Origin of the sequence: Ferrovibrio sp. (assembly GCF_035304305.1) — a bacterium.
GTDB lineage: Bacteria > Pseudomonadota > Alphaproteobacteria > Ferrovibrionales > Ferrovibrionaceae > Ferrovibrio.
This window is the reverse complement of sequence record NZ_DATGQG010000072.1, coordinates 29,663-46,050: the sequence shown is the minus strand read 5'-3', so window position 1 is coordinate 46,050 and position 16,388 is coordinate 29,663. Positions and strand designations below refer to the sequence as shown.

Here is a 16,388-nt window from a genome sequence, read left to right as displayed (position 1 = left end):
GCGATGAAGGTCGTCATAGCCGGGATTGCCCTCGCCGTCGCCATCGGCATCGCCGTCGGACTGACCCTGCCCTCCGCGCGCGAGCCTGCCTGGCAGGCTTTCTCCACGTCAAGCACGCGGGTGGATGACCCCGGCTCGAATCTGGTCGGGCCCGACTGGCGCCCGGAGAAGTGAACGGAGCACGCCATGGATGTCTTCGATATCGGTGTGATCGTGGTGAAGCGGCAGGTGACGGCCGGCCCATGGACAAGCCATGCCTGGCTCCCCTATGCCGTGCTGCCGGCGGTTCCGGCCGCAACGCCCGGTGCGGAACTGGGTGGCGATGCCGAGGACACTTTCTTCTATGCCGGGCCGGCGCAGGTGGTTCTGGAGCGCAGCGCCACCGCGCATTACCGCGACAATCTCACGTCCACGCGCCCCTCGCTCTGGGTTTCCCTGAAAATGACCGAGGACGGCTGCGAGCTGACCTCCGTGACCGCCGATCCGTATGAGGGCGAGGCCATGACGGAAGCAATCGGCAGCGTCGTCGAGGCGGTTCCGATGCCGGAGAAAATCCGGGCCGGCATCGCGGATTTCGTGGCAGCCTTTCATGTAGAACGGCCCTTCATCAAGCGGCAGCGCAACCGGCATGATCCCGACCGCCGCCGCGCGGAGCCGGAGCAGCGGCCATGAACGAAGGCTTTCTCGAACGCTGGTCGCGGCTGAAGCGGGGAGCGGAAACGGCGCCGGATGCACCGGAACACGCGGAGCCCGCCGGGCCGGAAGAGCTGACGGAAGAGGAGATCGCCGCCCTGCCGCGACCGGAAGAGCTGACGGCGGACAGCGACGTCACCTGCTTCCTGCGGCCCGGCGTGCCGGCAGGGTTACGCAATGCGGCCCTGCGCCGGATGTGGCTGCTCGACCCCGCCATCCGCGATTTCGTCGGACCGGCACGCGACTATTCCTATGACTGGAACCTCGCGGGCGGCGTGCCGGGCAGCGGGCCGCTGGACTCCACGGAAGCGGTTGCCGCTCTGCTGCGTGGGGTGTTCGGCGATGCCGGGCCGCGACAGGAGCCGCCGGCGCAATCATCACCGGCAACCGACGATGTCGTGGCCTGCGAAGACAGACCTTCTGCATCAGGAGAGTCCCATGCGTAGCATTGCAGCAGCCCTTCTGGGCGGTTCGCTTCTCGTCGCCGGCAGCGTTCCGGCGCAGCCATCCGGCCCGGCCGATCTCTGCCGGGAATTGCTGGCCTTCGCGGAGAAGAAGGCGAGCGAACCGGAAAAACCCGATCAGGGTAAGCCGATGTCCGGCGAACGGCACGATGACAAGGCATCCGGCACCCAAGGCGGCGGCAGCACGAATTCGACCAGTTCCTCCGGCACGGCATCGCAGAAGGACGCTGCGCCGACGGCGCCCGTCTCGAGCGGTGCCGCCGCGGAAGCCAGCACCAGCGGCCATTCCACCGACCAGTCGAGCGGAACTGGCGGTCCGGGCGATCTCGGCGGCGGCGTGACCCTGCAGCAGGTCCGCGATGTTGCCGGCCAGGGCGACCGTCAGGCCTGCCGCGATGCGGCCCAGACCATGCGCCGTGCCGGCGCGGAAATGCCCGCCGCGCTGCTCGCGCTCGCCGCCTACGAACCGCAGCAGGCGCGCTAGACGGCCACCTGTTCGCGCAGTACACGCTTCAGCAGCTTGCCGTTGGCATTGCGCGGCAGCGGCTCGTCCAGCAGCGTGAAGCTTTCCGGCACCTTGTAATCGGCCAGCCGCTCGCCGCAGAAGGCCTTCAGATCCGCCTCTGAGACATCGGGCGACCTGCGCGCCACGAAGGCGTGCACGCGCTCGCCCAGCACCGGGCAGGCGCGTCCGATGATGGCGCTCTCCAGAACACCCGGATGGTGGCTCAGCACATTTTCCACCTCGACGGAAAAGATCTTGTAGCCGCCGCGATTGATCATGTCCTTGACGCGGTCGAAGACCCGCACGAAGCCGTCGGCGTCGATCGAGCCGATGTCGCCGGAATGCCAGAAGCCGGCGGTGAACTCACGCCGCGTGGCTTCGGGGTTGTTCCAGTAACCCGGCACCACCATGGGACCGCGGATCCAGATCTCGCCCGGCTCGCCGCGTGGCACCTCGCGTCCATCCGCATCCACCACGATCACGTCGGCGCAGGGCAGTTCGAGTCCGACGCTGTCGGAATGACTGGCCGTGAACCGCGGCGGCATCATGGTGGTCGGCGAGGTCGTCTCGGTGGCGCCATAGGCATTCATCAGCTGCAGCTGCGGCAGCACCTTCGCCAGCCCGGCAATGGTTGCCTGCGGCATCGGCGCGCCGCCATAGCCGCCGACGCGCCAGGAGGACAGATCGAATTCTCCGAAATCCGGCTGCAGCAGGCAGAGATTGTACATGGCCGGAACCATGATCGTATGCGTCAGCCGCTCGGCCGCCGCCAGCGCGAGGAACTCGCGCGTCTTGAATTCCGGCATCATCACCACGGCCCCGCCGCCCTGCCAGGCCGCGATGATGATGGCGACCAGCCCGGTGACATGGCTGGCCGGCACCGCCAGCAGCGAGCGGTCGGAGGGCGTCAACCCCATGCCGTACTGAAAATGCAGCGCCGAATGGACGATGTTGAAATGGGTCAGCATGGCGCCTTTCGGCCGCCCGGTGGTGCCGGAGGTGTAGAGGATCACCGCGGTCTCTTCCTCGGCCGGCGCGCCGGGCGCCGGCGCGTCTCCCGCATCCGCAAGATCGCTGAACGGCTGCGAGCCCGGGCAGGTGCCGCCGACGGCAAACCGGTGGCGCAGCTGCGGCAGGTCACGGGCGGCCGGCAGCCGTTCCGCCAGATCCGCCTCATGCACCAGCAGGCTGGCGCCGGCGTGGTCGAGGATATAGGCGATTTCGGGTCCCTGCAGGCGGGTACCCAGCGGCACGGCGATGGCGCCGAGCCGGAAAGCCGCCAGCAGGACGGTAACGAATTCGATCCGGTTGCCGAGCAGCATGCCGACCCGCATCCCCGCCCCAATGCCGCATTTGGCCATGCCCGCCGCAATGCGGCCGGCCTCCGCGTCGAGCTGGGCATAGGTCAGGCGCCGGTCGCCCGCCACCAGCGCCTCGGCATCCGGACGTTCCTGCAGATTACGGCTGAACAGTGCATAACAGTGAGGGGCACGATCGGCGAAACAGCGCACCACGCGGTCGCCGAAATGCGCTTCGTGTCGGATGACGATCTGCGGATCGAGGTTCCAGGCCATGGCAACTCCGGCGATGGATGGCGAGAATCCCGTTCCGGGATATGAACAGGCAGGGGACCCGGCAACTATACTGGGACGGACACAGGAGACTGCCCATGAAGATTGCCGCCGTAACCGGCGGGGCGCAAGGCATCGGTCGCGCGGTCGCGCTCCGTTTCGCCGAAGCGGGCTACGCCGTTTCCGTCGCCGATGCCGATGAAGAGGCCGGAACGGAGATTCGCCGGATGCTGGAGGAGCGCGGCGCCAGGGTGCTGGTCCGCAGCTGCGACATCGCCGATCCCGAAGCGGCGACGGCCTGGGTGACGCAGACCGTCGAGAGGCTCGGCTGTCCGGACGTTCTGGTCAACAATGCCGGCATCATGGTCCGCAAGCCGTTCCTTGAGCTGCCGCTGGCGGATTTCGACCGCGTGCTCGCGGTCAACCTGCGCGGTGCCTTCGTCTGCGCCCAGGCCGTGGCGCGGCAGATGGCGAGGAGCGGCAAGGGCGGCGCCATCATCAACATCTCCTCGACCCGCGCCTTCATGTCGGAACCGGATACCGAAGCCTATACCGCCTCGAAGGGCGGCATATCCGCGCTCACGCACGGCATGGCGATCAGCCTGGCGCCGCATCGCATCCGCGTGAACTGCATCGCGCCGGGCTGGATCGAGACCCGCGACTGGCAGTATTCGCCGCGGGCGCAGAAGCCGGTGCATTCGGAGGCCGACCGCGAGCAGCATCCGGTCGGGCGTGTCGGCCGGCCGGAAGATATCGCGGATGCCTGCATCTTCCTTGCCGAATCGGCCGGCTTCATGACCGGCCAGACCATCGTCATCGATGGCGGCATGAGCGTGAAGATGATCTATGCGGAGTGATGTGTTTCAGCGGTAGAAGACATGGTCGCCGATGCGGCCGATCCGCTGATGCTTGCCATCCCATTTCGGATTGACCGTGGTGCTGTGGAAGAACAGCGCCCCTTTCGTCGGGTCGCTGGCAGACCGGTTTCTGGCGGCCCGCGCGGCTTCCACCGACTTGTCCCACTGCTCCTGATCCTCGGGCGCGTCATGCTTGCCGTCGCACCACCAGGAAAACTGGCAGGACTTTCCGTTCGGCGTCTTCTGCGCCACGACGCCGCAGATCGTGTCGGGGAATTCGTCATGGCCGACGCGGTTGAGCACGGTATGGGCGATGGCCAGCTGCCCTGCCCTGCTCTCCGCGCGCGCTTCCCAGTACACCGCCAGTGCCAGGCACCGGGTTTCGGCATCCAGCTGCGCCGCGTCGGGCACCGCCACGGTCGCCAGCGCCGCGCCTTCGACGGTCTCAGCCCGGGGCGGTTCTGCCGCAGCGCGGCCGCCGGCCAGAAGGACGAAGGTGAGAACCAGATGGAGCTTGAGCAGAAGCCGTAGGGCTGCCATGTCCATATGCAGGGTTATTCCGGCTGCGGTTAAACCCGCCGCGCGAGCGCGCGTTCCAGGAAGTCGAGCCGGTCCTGGCCCCAGAAAAGCTCGCCGTCCAGCGCATAGGTCGGTACGCCGAAGACATTGGCGGCGATCGCGCGGTCCGTATCGGCCGCCATGGCCGCGGTTGTCGCCTTGGCATCCGCCGCCCGGAACAGGGGCGCGGGATCGAGGCCGGCTTCGGTGACGATCTCCTCCAGCACTTCCGGATCGGCGATGTTGCGCTCTTCCGCCCACAGCGCGCGCCCCAGCAGATGGGCGAAATGCAGCATGTCGATGCCCAGCTCCCGTCCGGCGGTGACGAGACGTGATGCCGGCTCCGGATCGACCGGCAGGCAGCGCGGCTGCGCGACCAGCGGCATATCGAGGAATTCCCGCCAGCGGGCGAGTTCGGTCAGACGATAGGCCTGGCGCTGCGGCGCGCGTTTGGCAAGCGGCAATCCGCCGGACACAGGAAAGACCTGGCCGAGATCGATCGCCATGATCCGCACGGTCGCCCCGTGGCGCCGGACCATGTCGTTGAACCTCAGGCTGCCGAGATAGGCCCAGGGCGAATGCGGTGCGAAGTAGTAGTCGATATGGGCCATCTGTTCGCGTCTCCGGTGCCGCTTACTGCAGGCCGCGCAGGCGCTGGAACTGCTTCAGCGCGTAAGAGTCGGTCATGCCGCTGATGAAGTCGGTGACGCTGAGCAGCCATTCATAGCGGCTGGCCGCGGGTCTGGGTTTCTGCGGCATCAGGCGCAGCAGCGCGCGCTGGCGCGGCGCCAGCTGCTTCAGGTCGCCGCCGGCCCGCTCCAGCGCAAGATGGGCATCGCAGAAGGCTTCCAGCAGGCTGGTGAGGATTTCGCCGCCCATCACCTCGGTCTGGAATCGCTCGCGGGTTTCGAAAATCCGCGTCCGGGTCAGCACCGCGATTTCCGCCAGCGCCGGCGCAGCAAGGGTCTGCTGCAGCAGGTCACCCTGCATGCGGCCTTCCATGATCTGCGCCTCGCAGTCGAGGAAGACTTCCACGGCCATGTCGATGAGGTCGCCGATCACCTTGGCGCGCAGATAGGCGATCTTCCAGGTCTCGTCCTCGATCTCGCGGTAGCGCGGCGGCATGCGGCGCAGCAGGCTGTGCAGCTGCGTCTCCGCCTCCCTGAAGGTGATGCGCCCCAGCTTGAAGCCGTCCTCGATATCGACGACCGAATAGCAGATGTCGTCGGCCGCCTCCACCAGATAGGTCAGCGGGTGGCGGGCATAGCGCCCCTCGCCGAGGCGCAGCAGGCCGACATTGCGCGCCATCTCCTCGAACAGCTCGGCCTCGGCGGTGAAATGACCGATCTTGCCCTTGGCCGGATCGGCCTGCAGTGAGCCGAAGGGATATTTCATGAAGGTGGCCAGCGTCGCGCAGGTCAGCCGCAGGCCGCCGGCATCGCGCCAGTTCTGCAGCCGTGTCATGACGCGGAAGCCCTGCGCATTGCCCTCGAAATGCAGGAAGTCGCGGCGCTCCCGCTCGCTCAGGCCGGCGACCAGCGCGGCGCCTGGGCCGGAGCGGAAGAAATGCTGGATGGTCGCCTCGCCGAAATGGCCGAAGGGCGGATTGCCGATGTCATGCCCGATGCAGGCCGCGGCGACGATATGGCCGAACTCGGCCGCGCTCAGCCCCGTCAGATCGCGGCCATGCCGCTCCATGACCGACTGGCCGACCTGGGCGCCCAGCGAGCGGCCGACCGAGGAAACCTCAAGCGAATGCGTCAGCCGGTTGCGCACATAGTCGCTCTCCGGCAGCGAATGGACCTGGGTCTTGTCCTGCAGGCGGCGGAAGGCCGAACAGAAGACGACGCGATCCCAGTCCTTCTGGAAGGGATTGCGCGCCGGCGTCACCGGCTCGGCACCCTTGTGCCCGAGCCGCTGGGCCGACAGGAGCCGGGACCACTGCATTGACATGCGCCGGAGTGTGAAGAGAGCAGGCGAGCGATGCAAGCGCTTCGCACGTGATACGTGCAAGGCGCAAGTTTTAATTGAAATGGAATCTTTTCAAACGAAAGATGGGCCGGAGAGACTGTCTGCCCATGCTGCCTGTCGTTGCCGTCACCACCCTGTCGCCCCTCGTGGTCGCGGCCATCTGCGTCTACGCCTGGCGGCGCCTCGGTGGCGGCCGGCATCTGCTGTTCTGGGCCCTGGGCCATGCTGCCCTGTCCGTTCCCATCCCCATCCTTGCCCTCGCCGACTGGCAGGCCGGCATTCCCCTGCATCTCATGGCGCTCGGCTCGGTCAGCACCTGCCTGGCCGTCGTTCTGATCGCCAGCGGCATCCGCGTTCTGACCGGCCGCAATGATCGCCTGCTGCCGGCAACCGGTCTGGCCATCATCATCGGCACGGTCATCGTCGTGCTGCAGCAGACGGTCATACCAGTGACCTCCGGACTGCCCGCCGCATTCGGGGGCGCGACCCTCCTGTATGCCGGCAGCCTGCTGATCATCCACCGGCGGTCACCGCTCTATATCGCGGTCGGCATCCTCATGATCGCGCGCGGCGTCTTCGCGCTTTCCTATACGGGCCAGGTCGCCGAAGCCGCGGCCGACCTGTCGACGGCTTTCCCGGTCGCCATCTTCGTCAATCTGCTCACCGGGCTCGGACTCATCATGATCGAGTTCGACAACGGCCGTCGCCGCGAACAGCAGGCCCGCGAAGACGAACACCGCACCCGGCAGTTCGTCGAGACGGTGCTCGACTCGATGCCGGCGACGATGACCTACAAGGATCGTGACCTGCGCTTCCGCATCATCAACCGGCAGATGCGCGAGCTGCTGACCACCTATGGCGACGACCTGCTCGGCCGCACCTGGTCGGAAATCGCCGGTGCCGATGCCGCCGCCGTGGTGGAGGAGCAGGACCGCAAGATCCTCGCCACCGGGGAATCGCTGTACATGGAGCAGGGCTGGTCGGACCAGGACGGCCGGCCCATCGTGGTCTGGGCGCTCAAGGTGCCGCTGAAGGACAGCAGCGGCGAGATCCAGGGGATCGTCACCTGCGGCATCGACATCACGCGGCTGAAGGACACCGAGACGCAGCTGATCGAGCAGCGCGAGGCCGCCGAGGCCGCGAGCCGGGCCAAGAGCACCTTCCTCGCCAACATGAGTCACGAACTGCGCACACCGCTGAATGCCATCATCGGCTTTGCCGAGATGATGAAGGAAGGCTACCTCGGCAGCCTCAGCGACCGGCAGCAGGAATACGCCACCCACATCTTCCAGTCGGGCGAACACCTGCTGCGGCTGGTCAGCGACCTGCTCGATCTCTCGAGGCTCGAGAGCGGCAAGCTGGAGATCAATGTCGCCGACTGCGATTTCGACCGGATCGCCGCGTCCGCCTTGGCCATGGTGGAGCCGCAGGCGCGCCGCTCCGATGTCCGGCTGGAATTCGAACCGACCGGCCTGACATTGCGCGCCGACGAACGGGCATTGACCCAGATCCTGATCAACCTGCTGGGCAACTCGGTGAAGTTCAACCGGCCCGGTGGCCGCATCACCCTGCAGGCCGCGAGCCGCAACGGCATTGTCGACATCGCCGTCGAGGATACCGGCATCGGCATGAGCGATGCCGAAAGCCGGGCCGCGATCCAGCCGCTGCACCGGGTGGATGTCTATCGCGCCCGGGCCAACAGCGGCGCCGGTCTGGGGCTGTCGATCTGCCGGAGCCTGGTGGAGCTGCATGGCGGCAGGCTGGAGATCCGCAGCCGCCCGGGCGCGGGCACGACGGTGCGGATCGCGCTGCCCGCCTGAATACCGGCGTAAGCGCGGCGACCGGACGGCCGGGCGCGCACGGCCGGAGCGCACGATGCTTGTCTTTGCCCCGGCAAGTCCTCACACTCCCGGACAAGACCACATGATAACCGGGAGAAACGCCATGTTGGATCGCAGGCATTTCCTTCGCACGGCTGCCATCGGCGCCACCGCCGCGGCCATGCTGCCGTCCTTCGCCGGTCCGGCGCGGGCGCAGGCTTTCGACACCCTGAAGCTCTTCGTGCCGGCCAACCCTGGCGGCGGCTGGGACCAGACCGCCCGCAGCATGGAGCAGGCGCTGAAGGCCGCCGGCCTGATCAGGAACGCCCAGGTGACCAATGTGGGCGGCGCGGGCGGAGCGGTCGGCCTGCCGCAATTCGTCAACCAGTGGAAGGGCCAGGGCAACGCGCTGATGATCGGCGGCATGGTGATGGTCGGCGCCCTGATCGCCAACAAGGCACCGGTTAAGCTGTCACAGATGGTGCCGATCGCCCGGCTCACCGGCGAGTTCGAAGTCGTGGTGGTGCCGGCCTCGTCGCCGCACAAGTCGCTGCAGGACCTGCTCGCCGCCTTCAAGGCGGACCCGGCCAAGGTGTCCTGGGCGGGCGGCTCGGCCGGCGGCACCGACCATATCCTCGCCGGGATGATCGCCAAGGCGGCCGGCCAGGATCCGAGGAAGGTCGCCTATGTCGCCTATTCCGGCGGCGGACCTGCCATCGCCGCACTGCTGGGGGCGCAGGTGACCTGCGGCATCTCCGGCTGGGGCGAGTTCGGCGAACAGGTGAAGGCGGGCAAGCTGCGCGCGCTGGCGATCTCGGCCGACAAGCGCCAGCCCGGCATCGACGTGCCGACCATCAGGGAGCAGGGCCTCGATGTCGAACTGTTCAACTGGCGCGGCGTGTTTGCGCCGCCGGGCGTGAAGGACAGCGAGCGCGCGGCACTGATCGACCTGGTGACGAAGATGAATGCCAGCCCGCAATGGGCCGAGCAGCTCAAGGCCAAGGACTGGACGTCGATCTTCCTTGCCGGCGACGATTACGCGAAGTTCATCGAGCAGGAGAATGTCCGCATCGAGGGCATTCTGAAGGATCTCGGCCTCGCCTGAGGCCGCTGCTTCATGCAGCGCCTGCGCAGACCGGAATTCCTGCTGGCCGTCGGCGTCGTCGCGCTCGGCTGCCTCGCCTTCTACGAGACCACGCAGATTCCGGTCTCCCCCATGTATGCCAGGGTCGGCCCGACCGTCATGGCCTATGGCGCCAGCGCGCTGCTGCTCGGCCTCGGACTCGCGCTGGCGGTCGCGGCCTGGAGCGGCCGCTGGACAAGCCCGCCGGAGGAAGCGGAGGTCAGACTCGACTACCGGGCGATCGGCTGGCTGCTGCTCGGGCTTGCGCTGAATGTCGGCCTGATCAAACCGCTGGGTTTCGTGCCGGCTTCGGTTCTGCTCTTCGTCTGCACGGCGCGGGCCTTCGGCAGCCGGCGGCCGCTGCGCGACGCGCTGGTCGGATTGCTTCTCTCGGCCGCGGCCTATTTCGGTTTTGCCAAACTGCTCGGCCTCAATATCGGCGCCGGGCTGCTGGAAGGCGTCATCTGAATGGAGACGCTGAGCCTGCTCGCCGATGGCTTCGCCGTCGCCCTCCAGCCCGTGAACCTGCTCTGGGCCCTGGTCGGCGTGACCCTGGGCACCGCGGTCGGCGTGCTGCCCGGCCTCGGCCCGGCGCTGACCATTGCCCTGCTGCTGCCGATCACCTTCCACGTTCCGGTGACCGCCGCCTTCATCCTGTTCGCCGGCATCTACTACGGCGGCATGTATGGCGGCAGCACCACCTCGATCCTGCTGAACACGCCGGGAGAGAGCGCCACGATCATCACGGCGCTGGAGGGCCACAAGATGGCCCGCAAGGGCCGCGCCGCGGCGGCGCTGGCGACGGCAGCGATCGGCAGCTTCGTCGCCGGCACCATCGGCACGCTCGGCCTGACCTTCGTGGCGCCGCCGCTGGTCGAGCTCGCGCTGCAGTTCGGTCCGGCCGACTACTTCTCGCTCATGGTGCTGGCCTTCGTCGCCGTGTCCGCCGTGCTCGGCAACTCGGTGCTGCGCGGACTCACCGCGCTGGCGTTCGGCCTGCTGCTGGGCCTGGTCGGCGTCGACCTGCAGACGGGACAGCCGCGTTTCACCTTCGGCATCCCCGAACTGCTGGACGGCATCAACGTGGTCATCGTCGCCGTCGGGCTCTTCGCCGTGGGCGAGACGCTGTATCTCGCCGCGCGGCCGAAGGCGGCGGCAACCGTCATGGCGCTGAAGGACGGCGGCGGCATGACGAAGGAGGACTGGCGCCGCTCGTGGAAGCCGTGGCTGCGCGGCTCCGCGCTCGGTTTTCCCTTCGGCGCACTGCCGGCCGGCGGCGCCGAGGTGCCGACCTTCATCAGCTATTTCCTCGAGAAGAAACTCTCGAAGCATCCCGAGCAGTTCGGCCATGGCGCCATCGAGGGCGTCGCCGGACCCGAGGCGGCGAACAATGCCGCCGCCGCCGGTGTGCTGGTCCCGATGCTGGCGCTCGGTCTGCCGACCTCGGCGACCGCGGCGATCATGCTGTCGGCCTTCCAGTCCTACGGCATCAATCCGGGACCGCTGCTGCTGCAGAACCAGCCCGAGCTGGTCTGGGGCCTGATCGCCTCGCTCTATGTCGGTAACGTCATGCTGCTGGTGCTCAACCTGCCGATGGTCCGTCTCTGGGCGAAGATCCTGAGCATTCCCGCGCCATGGCTCTATGGCGGCATCCTCGTCTTCGCCACCATCGGCACCTACGGGATCAGCCAGTCGCCGGTCGACCTCGTGCTGCTCTATGCTATCGGTGGCATCGGCTATCTGATGCGGCGCTTCGACTTCCCGACCGCGCCGGTGGTGATCGGCCTGATCCTCGGACCCTTCGCAGAGCAGGAATTCCGCCGCGCCATGACGATATCCGGCGGCGATGTCACAGTGCTCGTCACACGGCCGCTGAGCGCCACATTGTTGACACTAACCGTGATTCTGCTGTGTCTACCGCTACTTCTGCGGCTTCGCGGCCTGCGCCGGCGCCGGTGAGCTGTGATTCCCGACACAGTTTCGCCATAGCGATGATAAATCGCTGACCGTGATTGCGGTCACTGTAAATGGCTCCGGGACATCCTATATCAGACTCATCGAAACGGGACTGATGTTGCAGCGTCTTCTTGTTTCGATTTTTCCTCCCCCGAGAATCCCCCCAACTGAGGGACGATCGAAAGATCGTCCCTCTTTTTTTGCCGCCTGCGCCCGGTCTGCCGCCTTGCAACGACGCGCGGGCTGCGTCATCAACGCAGCCATGTCCCGCCGTCGTCCCGCTCCCCATCCCGTCCCCGAAGGCTTTGTCGTCCTGCCGCCCGTGTCGCCCTTCTTCGCAGGGCTGGGCAAGGTCTATGTGCGCGATCCGGGCGACGGCAGCCCGCCGGTCTACGGCGTGCATGTCCGGCCGAAGCATGCCAACCGCCACGGCACCGGCCATGGCGGCTTTCTCGCCACCCTGGCCGACACCTTCATGGCCGCCTTCGTGCATCACCAGCGGCGCGAGATCGGGCGGCTGTGGACCCTGCGGCTGGGCATCGAATACAAGCGGCCGGCCGTCATGGGCGCATGGCTGGAATGCCATTTCGGCGGCATCGAGCGGGACGGCAATTTCGTCACCGTCCATTGCGACCTGCGGATCGGCGACGTCGTCGCGGCCAGGGCAAACGCCGTGTTCAAGGTGGAAGACAGGGCGGCCGGCGCCTGATGCCGGCTCAGCTGCCGGCCGTGCAGAGGATGGCGCGGCCGGAGGTGTCCTGCAGCTGCAGGGCATCGCCGCGGCGTTGGGCCGCCCAGCCATTGCCCAGGTAGTCGTACAGGCCGCCGCGGGCCTGCCGGGGCAGCACGACGGGGTCGCGGCCCGGCGGCGCCACCACGAGCGATTCGCCTTTCGCGCCGACGATGGCGAAGAGATTGTCGGCGCAGCGGAAGATCGTGTGCTCGCCCTCGCCCGCCAGACGCCGTGTTTCCGCCGACGGAGCCTCCTCGACCGGTGCCTGGATCACCGCAAAGCTGCTGCCCTGCTCGCGCCGGGTTTCCTGCCAGGCGGGCCTGGTGACGGCGACACGCTTCAGCGCGGCATCGGCCTGGGCCCGGGCGCTGTGAATGTCCTGCTGGTCCACCGGCGCGGGCTGGCCGTCGATCTCCTTGCGGCCGCCGGTATTGCGGCCATCGGCGAAGGACAGATGCAGTTCGACATGCCGGATGCCGCCCTGGGCGGTCCGCCGTTCCGACCGCTCGGCGTAATGCATGAGCTGGCCGTCATGGAAACTGAAGATCACGTTGCCGGTGCCGTAATCGGCGTAGTTGCGCCACTCGACGATCCGCTCGGGCTGGCCGTTGCGGATGGCGGCCTCCCATTCGGCATTGTTGTCGCCGATCGTATACTGGCCCCGCACGATGGTGGCGCCGGCGACGACATCCTCCGTGGCCGCATCCGTCTCCGGCGCCGGCGTTTGCGCATCGGTCTGGGCGCGGGCCGGCTGCCAGGCCAGCAATCCGCAGACGGCAAGGAGAATGGCGCGGTGGCGCCAGCAGGGGACGTGCAGGTCGGTCATGATTTTGCTCCAACCCGAGATTAGAGGCGCATTGGAGACCGGAAAAGCGGCAACAATCGGGCATCGGCGGGCCTTAAAAACCCGCGCGCCGCCATGGTATGAAGGCGCATGAGGCGCGCGATCCCGCTGCAGCAGCTGCTGATGGCCATGATCCTCCTGCTGGCAGCCCCTGCCGCCGGCGCGCAGACGGCCGACACCGCCGGGACGGCCGCGGATTCCCGCCCCGAGCTGCGGATCGTCAGCCCCGTCCGCCTCCCCTACGTTGCCGAGCAGGACGGCGGGGCCGCGGGCCCGGCCGCGGAGCTGGCAATGGAACTCGCCCGGGAGGCGGGATTTTCGCCGACCGTCCGCATCATGCCCTTCCAGCGCGCCGTGCTGGCGCTGGAGCGGGAGAAGGCGATCTATCCGGCGCTGCTGCGCACGCCCGACCGCGAGCGCAAATATGTCTGGATCGGCGAGGTCCATGCCGATCAGGCGCGGTTCTTCTTCCTCGCCGACGGGCCGGCCTTTCCCGACGCGGAAGCGGCGCGGCAGGCTTCGGCGATCACCATCCTGCGCGGATCGGAACTGCAGAAAACCCTGGCGACGCTCGGGCTGGGAAATGCCGAGCCGAATGCGTCGGAGATCGACAATGCGCGGCTGCTGCGCCATCGCCGCGTCGATGCGTGGTTCGCTCTCGACGCGGTCGGCCGCGCCACCTGGCGGGAACTGGGCTACGATCCGGCGCTGCTGCGCGCCAGTGCGCCGGTTGACGATTTCAGCTTCTGGATTGCAGCCTCGCCGAACCTGCCGGCGGATGCGGTTGCGCGGCTGCGCGCCGCCTACCAGACCATGCGCCGTGACGGGCGCTATGCGCGGATCGTGGCGCCGCTCGCGGCGCTGAACTGATCCTGTCCGGAAAACGAAAAGGGCCGGGATCGCTCCCGGCCCTGCGCTTCCCTGCCTGCGGCGGGATTACTCCGCCTGGGCGGCCTCGGCTTCGCCGTTCTCGGCCTTCGGCTTGAGCGACAGGTCCTCGCCGGTCGCCTGGTCGACCACCTTCATCGAGAGACGGACCTTGCCGCGCTCGTCGATGCCGAGCACCTTGACCCGCACTTCCTGGCCTTCCGAGACCACGTCGCTCGGCTTGTTGACGCGCTTGGGCGCCATTTCCGAGACATGGACGAGGCCGTCGCGGCTGCCGAAGAAGTTCACGAAGGCGCCGAAGTCGACGATCTTCACGACCTTGCCCTTGTAGATCACGCCGACCTCGGGCTCCGAGACGATCGACTTGATCCACTGCACGGCGGCATCCGACGCGGCCGGATCGCTGGAGGCGATCTTGATCGTGCCATCGTCCTCGATGTCGATCTTGGTGCCGGTCTTCTCGACGATCTCACGGATCACCTTGCCGCCGGAGCCGATCACTTCGCGGATCTTGTCCTTCGGCACGGTCATCGTGGTGATACGCGGCGCATTGTCCTTCACGCCGGCGCGGTTCTGCGAAATCGCCTTGGCCATCTCGCCGAGGATGTGGATGCGGCCGGCCTTCGCCTGGTCCAGCGCCACACGCATGATCTCCTCGGTGATGCCGGCGATCTTGATGTCCATCTGCAGCGAGGTGACGCCATCGGCGGTACCGGCCACCTTGAAGTCCATGTCGCCGAGATGGTCCTCGTCGCCGAGGATGTCGGACAGCACGGCGTAGCGCTCGCCTTCCAGGATCAGGCCCATGGCGATGCCCGCCACCGGCGCCTTCAGCGGCACGCCGGCATCCATCAGCGACAGCGAGCTGCCGCAGACGGTGGCCATCGAGGAGGAGCCGTTCGATTCGGTGATCTCGGAGACCACGCGGATTGTGTAGGGGAATTCCTCCTTGCTGGGCAGCAGCGGACGCACCGCGCGCCAGGCCAGCTTGCCGTGGCCGATTTCGCGACGGCCCGGCGAGCCCATGCGGCCGGCTTCGCCGACCGAATAGGGCGGGAAGTTGTAATGCAGCATGAAGCTCTCGCGGTATTCACCCTCGAGGGCGTCGATGATCTGCTCATCGGTGCCGGTGCCCAGCGTGGTGACCACCAGCGCCTGGGTCTCGCCGCGGGTGAACAGCGCGGCGCCATGGGCGCGCGGCAGCACGCCGACTTCGCACACGATCGGCCGCACCGTCTTGGTGTCGCGACCATCGATGCGCAGGCCGGTATCGAGGATGTTGAAGCGCACGACCTTGGCTTCGAGATCCTTGAAGGCGTCGGCGATGTCGACCGGATTGGCCTCGTCCTCGGCGAACAGCGCCTTGGCCTTGGCCTTCACCTCGGCCACCTTGGCATAGCGGGCCTGCTTGACCTTCTCCTGGTAGGCGACGCGCAGCTCGGCCTCGATGCCCGAGTCCTGCAGCTTCTTCACGCAGGCCTCGTAGCCCGAGCGCTCGGCCAGCGGCATCGGCTCCTTCGCGGCGCGTTCGGCCAGGCCGATGATCGCCTCGATGACGGGCTGGAAGCCCTTGTGGCCGTGCATCACGGCGCCGAGCATGACGTCTTCCGGCAGCTGCTGGGCTTCCGATTCCACCATCAGCACGGCGTCGGCAGTGCCGGCCACGACGAGATCCAGCTTGTTGTTCGGATCCGCCATCTGCGAGCGGGTCGGGTTCAGCACGTATTCGCCGTTGATGTAGGCGACACGGGCGGCGCCGATCGGGCCCATGAAGGGAATGCCCGAGATGGTGAGCGCGGCCGAGGCGCCGATCATGGCGACGATGTCGGGATCGTTCTCCATGTCATGCGACAGCACGGTGGCGATCACCTGCGTCTCGTTGCGGAAGCCTTCGGCAAAGAGCGGACGGATCGGGCGGTCGATCAGGCGCGAAACCAGCGTCTCCTTCTCGGTCGGGCGCCCTTCCCGCTTGAAGAAGCCGCCCGGAATCTTGCCGGCGGCAAAGGTCTTCTCCTGGTAATTCACGGTGAGGGGAAAGAAATCCACGCCCGGCTTCGGCGCCTTCGCGGCGACGGCGGTGCAGAGCACGATCGTGTCGCCGTAAGTCACCATGACGGCGCCGTCGGCCTGGCGGGCGACCTTACCCGTCTCGATGACGAGCTTGCGCCCGCCCCACATCAGTTCGGTCTTATGGATGTTGAACATTGTCTACCTTCTTCCTTCTAAGGCGCCGCCGTCCCTGACGGACGGCACCCGGCGGAACGGCGCCCATCGCCTTCCGCCCGGCCGGCAGGGCTGCTTTCAGCCCTGCGCGGCAAACCGGCCGTCGAGCCCATCCCGACAACCGGCCTGACCGGACCACGCCGTAAAAACAACGCCCGTTCCCGGCTGTTGCCGGGAACGGG

General features: G+C 67.4%; 17 protein-coding genes. 11 read left to right on the top strand and 6 right to left on the bottom strand.

Translation table 11 applies throughout. The annotated features are described in order from the left end of the window. The first annotated feature begins 3 nt into the window (after positions 1 to 3). Genes VKZ87_RS09045 through VKZ87_RS09030 form a run of 4 tightly spaced genes read left to right on the top strand, consistent with a single transcriptional unit; the run spans position 4 to position 1,641 of the window. Positions 4 to 174, top strand: a complete 171-nt coding sequence (locus VKZ87_RS09045) for a hypothetical protein (protein ID WP_324220925.1) — start codon at positions 4 to 6, stop codon at positions 172 to 174. Positions 175 to 186: 12 nt separating this feature from the next. Continuing rightward, positions 187 to 672, top strand: a complete 486-nt coding sequence (locus VKZ87_RS09040) for a DUF3305 domain-containing protein (RefSeq protein WP_324220924.1) — start codon at positions 187 to 189, stop codon at positions 670 to 672. After that, positions 669 to 1,139, top strand: coding sequence for a DUF3306 domain-containing protein (locus tag VKZ87_RS09035; RefSeq protein ID WP_324220923.1), 471 nt, complete (start codon positions 669 to 671; stop codon positions 1,137 to 1,139). The genes VKZ87_RS09040 and VKZ87_RS09035 overlap by 4 nt, the downstream gene beginning before the upstream one ends. Next, positions 1,132 to 1,641: a hypothetical protein gene (locus VKZ87_RS09030; protein ID WP_324220922.1), complete on the top strand. Its 510-nt coding sequence runs from the start codon at positions 1,132 to 1,134 to the stop codon at positions 1,639 to 1,641. Before VKZ87_RS09035 ends, VKZ87_RS09030 begins: the two co-directional genes overlap by 8 nt. On the opposite strand, the gene VKZ87_RS09025 is transcribed toward VKZ87_RS09030, so the two are convergent. After that, positions 1,638 to 3,236 (bottom strand): class I adenylate-forming enzyme family protein, encoded by a 1,599-nt coding sequence (locus VKZ87_RS09025; protein ID WP_324220921.1) that lies wholly within the window; start codon positions 3,234 to 3,236, stop codon positions 1,638 to 1,640. The two genes, VKZ87_RS09030 and VKZ87_RS09025, sit on opposite strands and share 4 nt — an antisense overlap. 95 nt (positions 3,237 to 3,331) lie before the next feature. On the opposite strand from VKZ87_RS09025, the gene VKZ87_RS09020 reads away from it, so the two are divergent. Continuing rightward, positions 3,332 to 4,090: a glucose 1-dehydrogenase gene (locus VKZ87_RS09020; RefSeq protein WP_324220920.1), complete on the top strand. Its 759-nt coding sequence runs from the start codon at positions 3,332 to 3,334 to the stop codon at positions 4,088 to 4,090. A gap of 6 nt (positions 4,091 to 4,096) precedes the next feature. On the opposite strand, the gene VKZ87_RS09015 is transcribed toward VKZ87_RS09020, so the two are convergent. Genes VKZ87_RS09015 through VKZ87_RS09005 form a run of 3 tightly spaced genes read right to left on the bottom strand, consistent with a single transcriptional unit; the run spans position 4,097 to position 6,595 of the window. Continuing rightward, the gene (locus tag VKZ87_RS09015; protein WP_324220919.1) at positions 4,097 to 4,630 is read right to left on the bottom strand and encodes a cell wall hydrolase; all 534 of its coding nucleotides are present in this window, start codon (positions 4,628 to 4,630) and stop codon (positions 4,097 to 4,099) included. Between the two features lie 29 nt (positions 4,631 to 4,659). Further along, positions 4,660 to 5,259, bottom strand: a complete 600-nt coding sequence (locus VKZ87_RS09010; RefSeq protein ID WP_324220918.1) for a 2-hydroxychromene-2-carboxylate isomerase — start codon at positions 5,257 to 5,259, stop codon at positions 4,660 to 4,662. Between the two features lie 22 nt (positions 5,260 to 5,281). Continuing rightward, a complete protein-coding gene (locus VKZ87_RS09005; protein WP_324220917.1) occupies positions 5,282 to 6,595 on the bottom strand; it encodes a deoxyguanosinetriphosphate triphosphohydrolase in 1,314 nt (437 codons plus the stop codon). Positions 6,596 to 6,726: 131 nt separating this feature from the next. Between VKZ87_RS09005 and VKZ87_RS09000 the strand changes: the two genes are divergently transcribed. From VKZ87_RS09000 to VKZ87_RS08980, 5 genes are all read left to right on the top strand, one after another. Next, positions 6,727 to 8,439, top strand: a complete 1,713-nt coding sequence (locus tag VKZ87_RS09000) for a PAS domain-containing sensor histidine kinase (RefSeq protein ID WP_324220916.1) — start codon at positions 6,727 to 6,729, stop codon at positions 8,437 to 8,439. A 124-nt stretch (positions 8,440 to 8,563) separates the two neighbouring features. Continuing rightward, positions 8,564 to 9,544 (top strand): Bug family tripartite tricarboxylate transporter substrate binding protein, encoded by a 981-nt coding sequence (locus VKZ87_RS08995; RefSeq protein WP_324220915.1) that lies wholly within the window; start codon positions 8,564 to 8,566, stop codon positions 9,542 to 9,544. 12 nt (positions 9,545 to 9,556) lie between these two features. Further along, positions 9,557 to 10,030 (top strand): tripartite tricarboxylate transporter TctB family protein, encoded by a 474-nt coding sequence (locus VKZ87_RS08990; protein ID WP_324220914.1) that lies wholly within the window; start codon positions 9,557 to 9,559, stop codon positions 10,028 to 10,030. Then, complete coding sequence (locus VKZ87_RS08985; RefSeq protein ID WP_324220913.1) at positions 10,031 to 11,521, top strand: tripartite tricarboxylate transporter permease; 1,491 nt, start codon at positions 10,031 to 10,033, stop codon at positions 11,519 to 11,521. Between the two features lie 259 nt (positions 11,522 to 11,780). Continuing rightward, a complete protein-coding gene (locus VKZ87_RS08980) occupies positions 11,781 to 12,227 on the top strand; it encodes a PaaI family thioesterase (RefSeq protein ID WP_324220912.1) in 447 nt (148 codons plus the stop codon). 7 nt (positions 12,228 to 12,234) lie between these two features. Here VKZ87_RS08980 and VKZ87_RS08975 read toward each other — a convergent pair whose 3' ends face one another. Then, entirely contained in the window at positions 12,235 to 13,077 is an 843-nt protein-coding gene (locus VKZ87_RS08975; protein ID WP_324220911.1) for a hypothetical protein, read from the bottom strand. Positions 13,078 to 13,185: 108 nt separating this feature from the next. Here VKZ87_RS08975 and VKZ87_RS08970 point away from each other — a divergent pair, with 108 nt between their 5' ends. Continuing rightward, a complete protein-coding gene (locus VKZ87_RS08970; RefSeq protein WP_324220910.1) occupies positions 13,186 to 13,965 on the top strand; it encodes a transporter substrate-binding domain-containing protein in 780 nt (259 codons plus the stop codon). Positions 13,966 to 14,031: 66 nt separating this feature from the next. Here VKZ87_RS08970 and pnp read toward each other — a convergent pair whose 3' ends face one another. Then, positions 14,032 to 16,188 (bottom strand): polyribonucleotide nucleotidyltransferase, encoded by a 2,157-nt coding sequence (gene pnp, locus VKZ87_RS08965; RefSeq protein ID WP_324220909.1) that lies wholly within the window; start codon positions 16,186 to 16,188, stop codon positions 14,032 to 14,034. Between the last annotated feature and the right edge of the window lie 200 nt (positions 16,189 to 16,388).

Coding starts and splice junctions, on each gene's coding strand:
- VKZ87_RS09035 (WP_324220923.1), top strand. CDS start 669: ATGAACGAAGGCTTTCTCGAACGCTGGTCGCGGCTGAAGCGGGGAGCG.
- VKZ87_RS08975 (WP_324220911.1), bottom strand. CDS start 13,077: ATGACCGACCTGCACGTCCCCTGCTGGCGCCACCGCGCCATTCTCCTT.
- VKZ87_RS09005 (WP_324220917.1), bottom strand. CDS start 6,595: ATGCAGTGGTCCCGGCTCCTGTCGGCCCAGCGGCTCGGGCACAAGGGT.
- VKZ87_RS09010 (WP_324220918.1), bottom strand. CDS start 5,259: ATGGCCCATATCGACTACTACTTCGCACCGCATTCGCCCTGGGCCTAT.
- VKZ87_RS09000 (WP_324220916.1), top strand. CDS start 6,727: ATGCTGCCTGTCGTTGCCGTCACCACCCTGTCGCCCCTCGTGGTCGCG.
- VKZ87_RS09015 (WP_324220919.1), bottom strand. CDS start 4,630: ATGGCAGCCCTACGGCTTCTGCTCAAGCTCCATCTGGTTCTCACCTTC.
- VKZ87_RS09025 (WP_324220921.1), bottom strand. CDS start 3,236: ATGGCCTGGAACCTCGATCCGCAGATCGTCATCCGACACGAAGCGCAT.
- pnp (WP_324220909.1), bottom strand. CDS start 16,188: ATGTTCAACATCCATAAGACCGAACTGATGTGGGGCGGGCGCAAGCTC.
- VKZ87_RS09030 (WP_324220922.1), top strand. CDS start 1,132: ATGCGTAGCATTGCAGCAGCCCTTCTGGGCGGTTCGCTTCTCGTCGCC.
- VKZ87_RS08990 (WP_324220914.1), top strand. CDS start 9,557: ATGCAGCGCCTGCGCAGACCGGAATTCCTGCTGGCCGTCGGCGTCGTC.
- VKZ87_RS09045 (WP_324220925.1), top strand. CDS start 4: ATGAAGGTCGTCATAGCCGGGATTGCCCTCGCCGTCGCCATCGGCATC.
- VKZ87_RS08980 (WP_324220912.1), top strand. CDS start 11,781: ATGTCCCGCCGTCGTCCCGCTCCCCATCCCGTCCCCGAAGGCTTTGTC.
- VKZ87_RS08970 (WP_324220910.1), top strand. CDS start 13,186: ATGAGGCGCGCGATCCCGCTGCAGCAGCTGCTGATGGCCATGATCCTC.
- VKZ87_RS08985 (WP_324220913.1), top strand. CDS start 10,031: ATGGAGACGCTGAGCCTGCTCGCCGATGGCTTCGCCGTCGCCCTCCAG.
- VKZ87_RS08995 (WP_324220915.1), top strand. CDS start 8,564: ATGTTGGATCGCAGGCATTTCCTTCGCACGGCTGCCATCGGCGCCACC.
- VKZ87_RS09040 (WP_324220924.1), top strand. CDS start 187: ATGGATGTCTTCGATATCGGTGTGATCGTGGTGAAGCGGCAGGTGACG.
- VKZ87_RS09020 (WP_324220920.1), top strand. CDS start 3,332: ATGAAGATTGCCGCCGTAACCGGCGGGGCGCAAGGCATCGGTCGCGCG.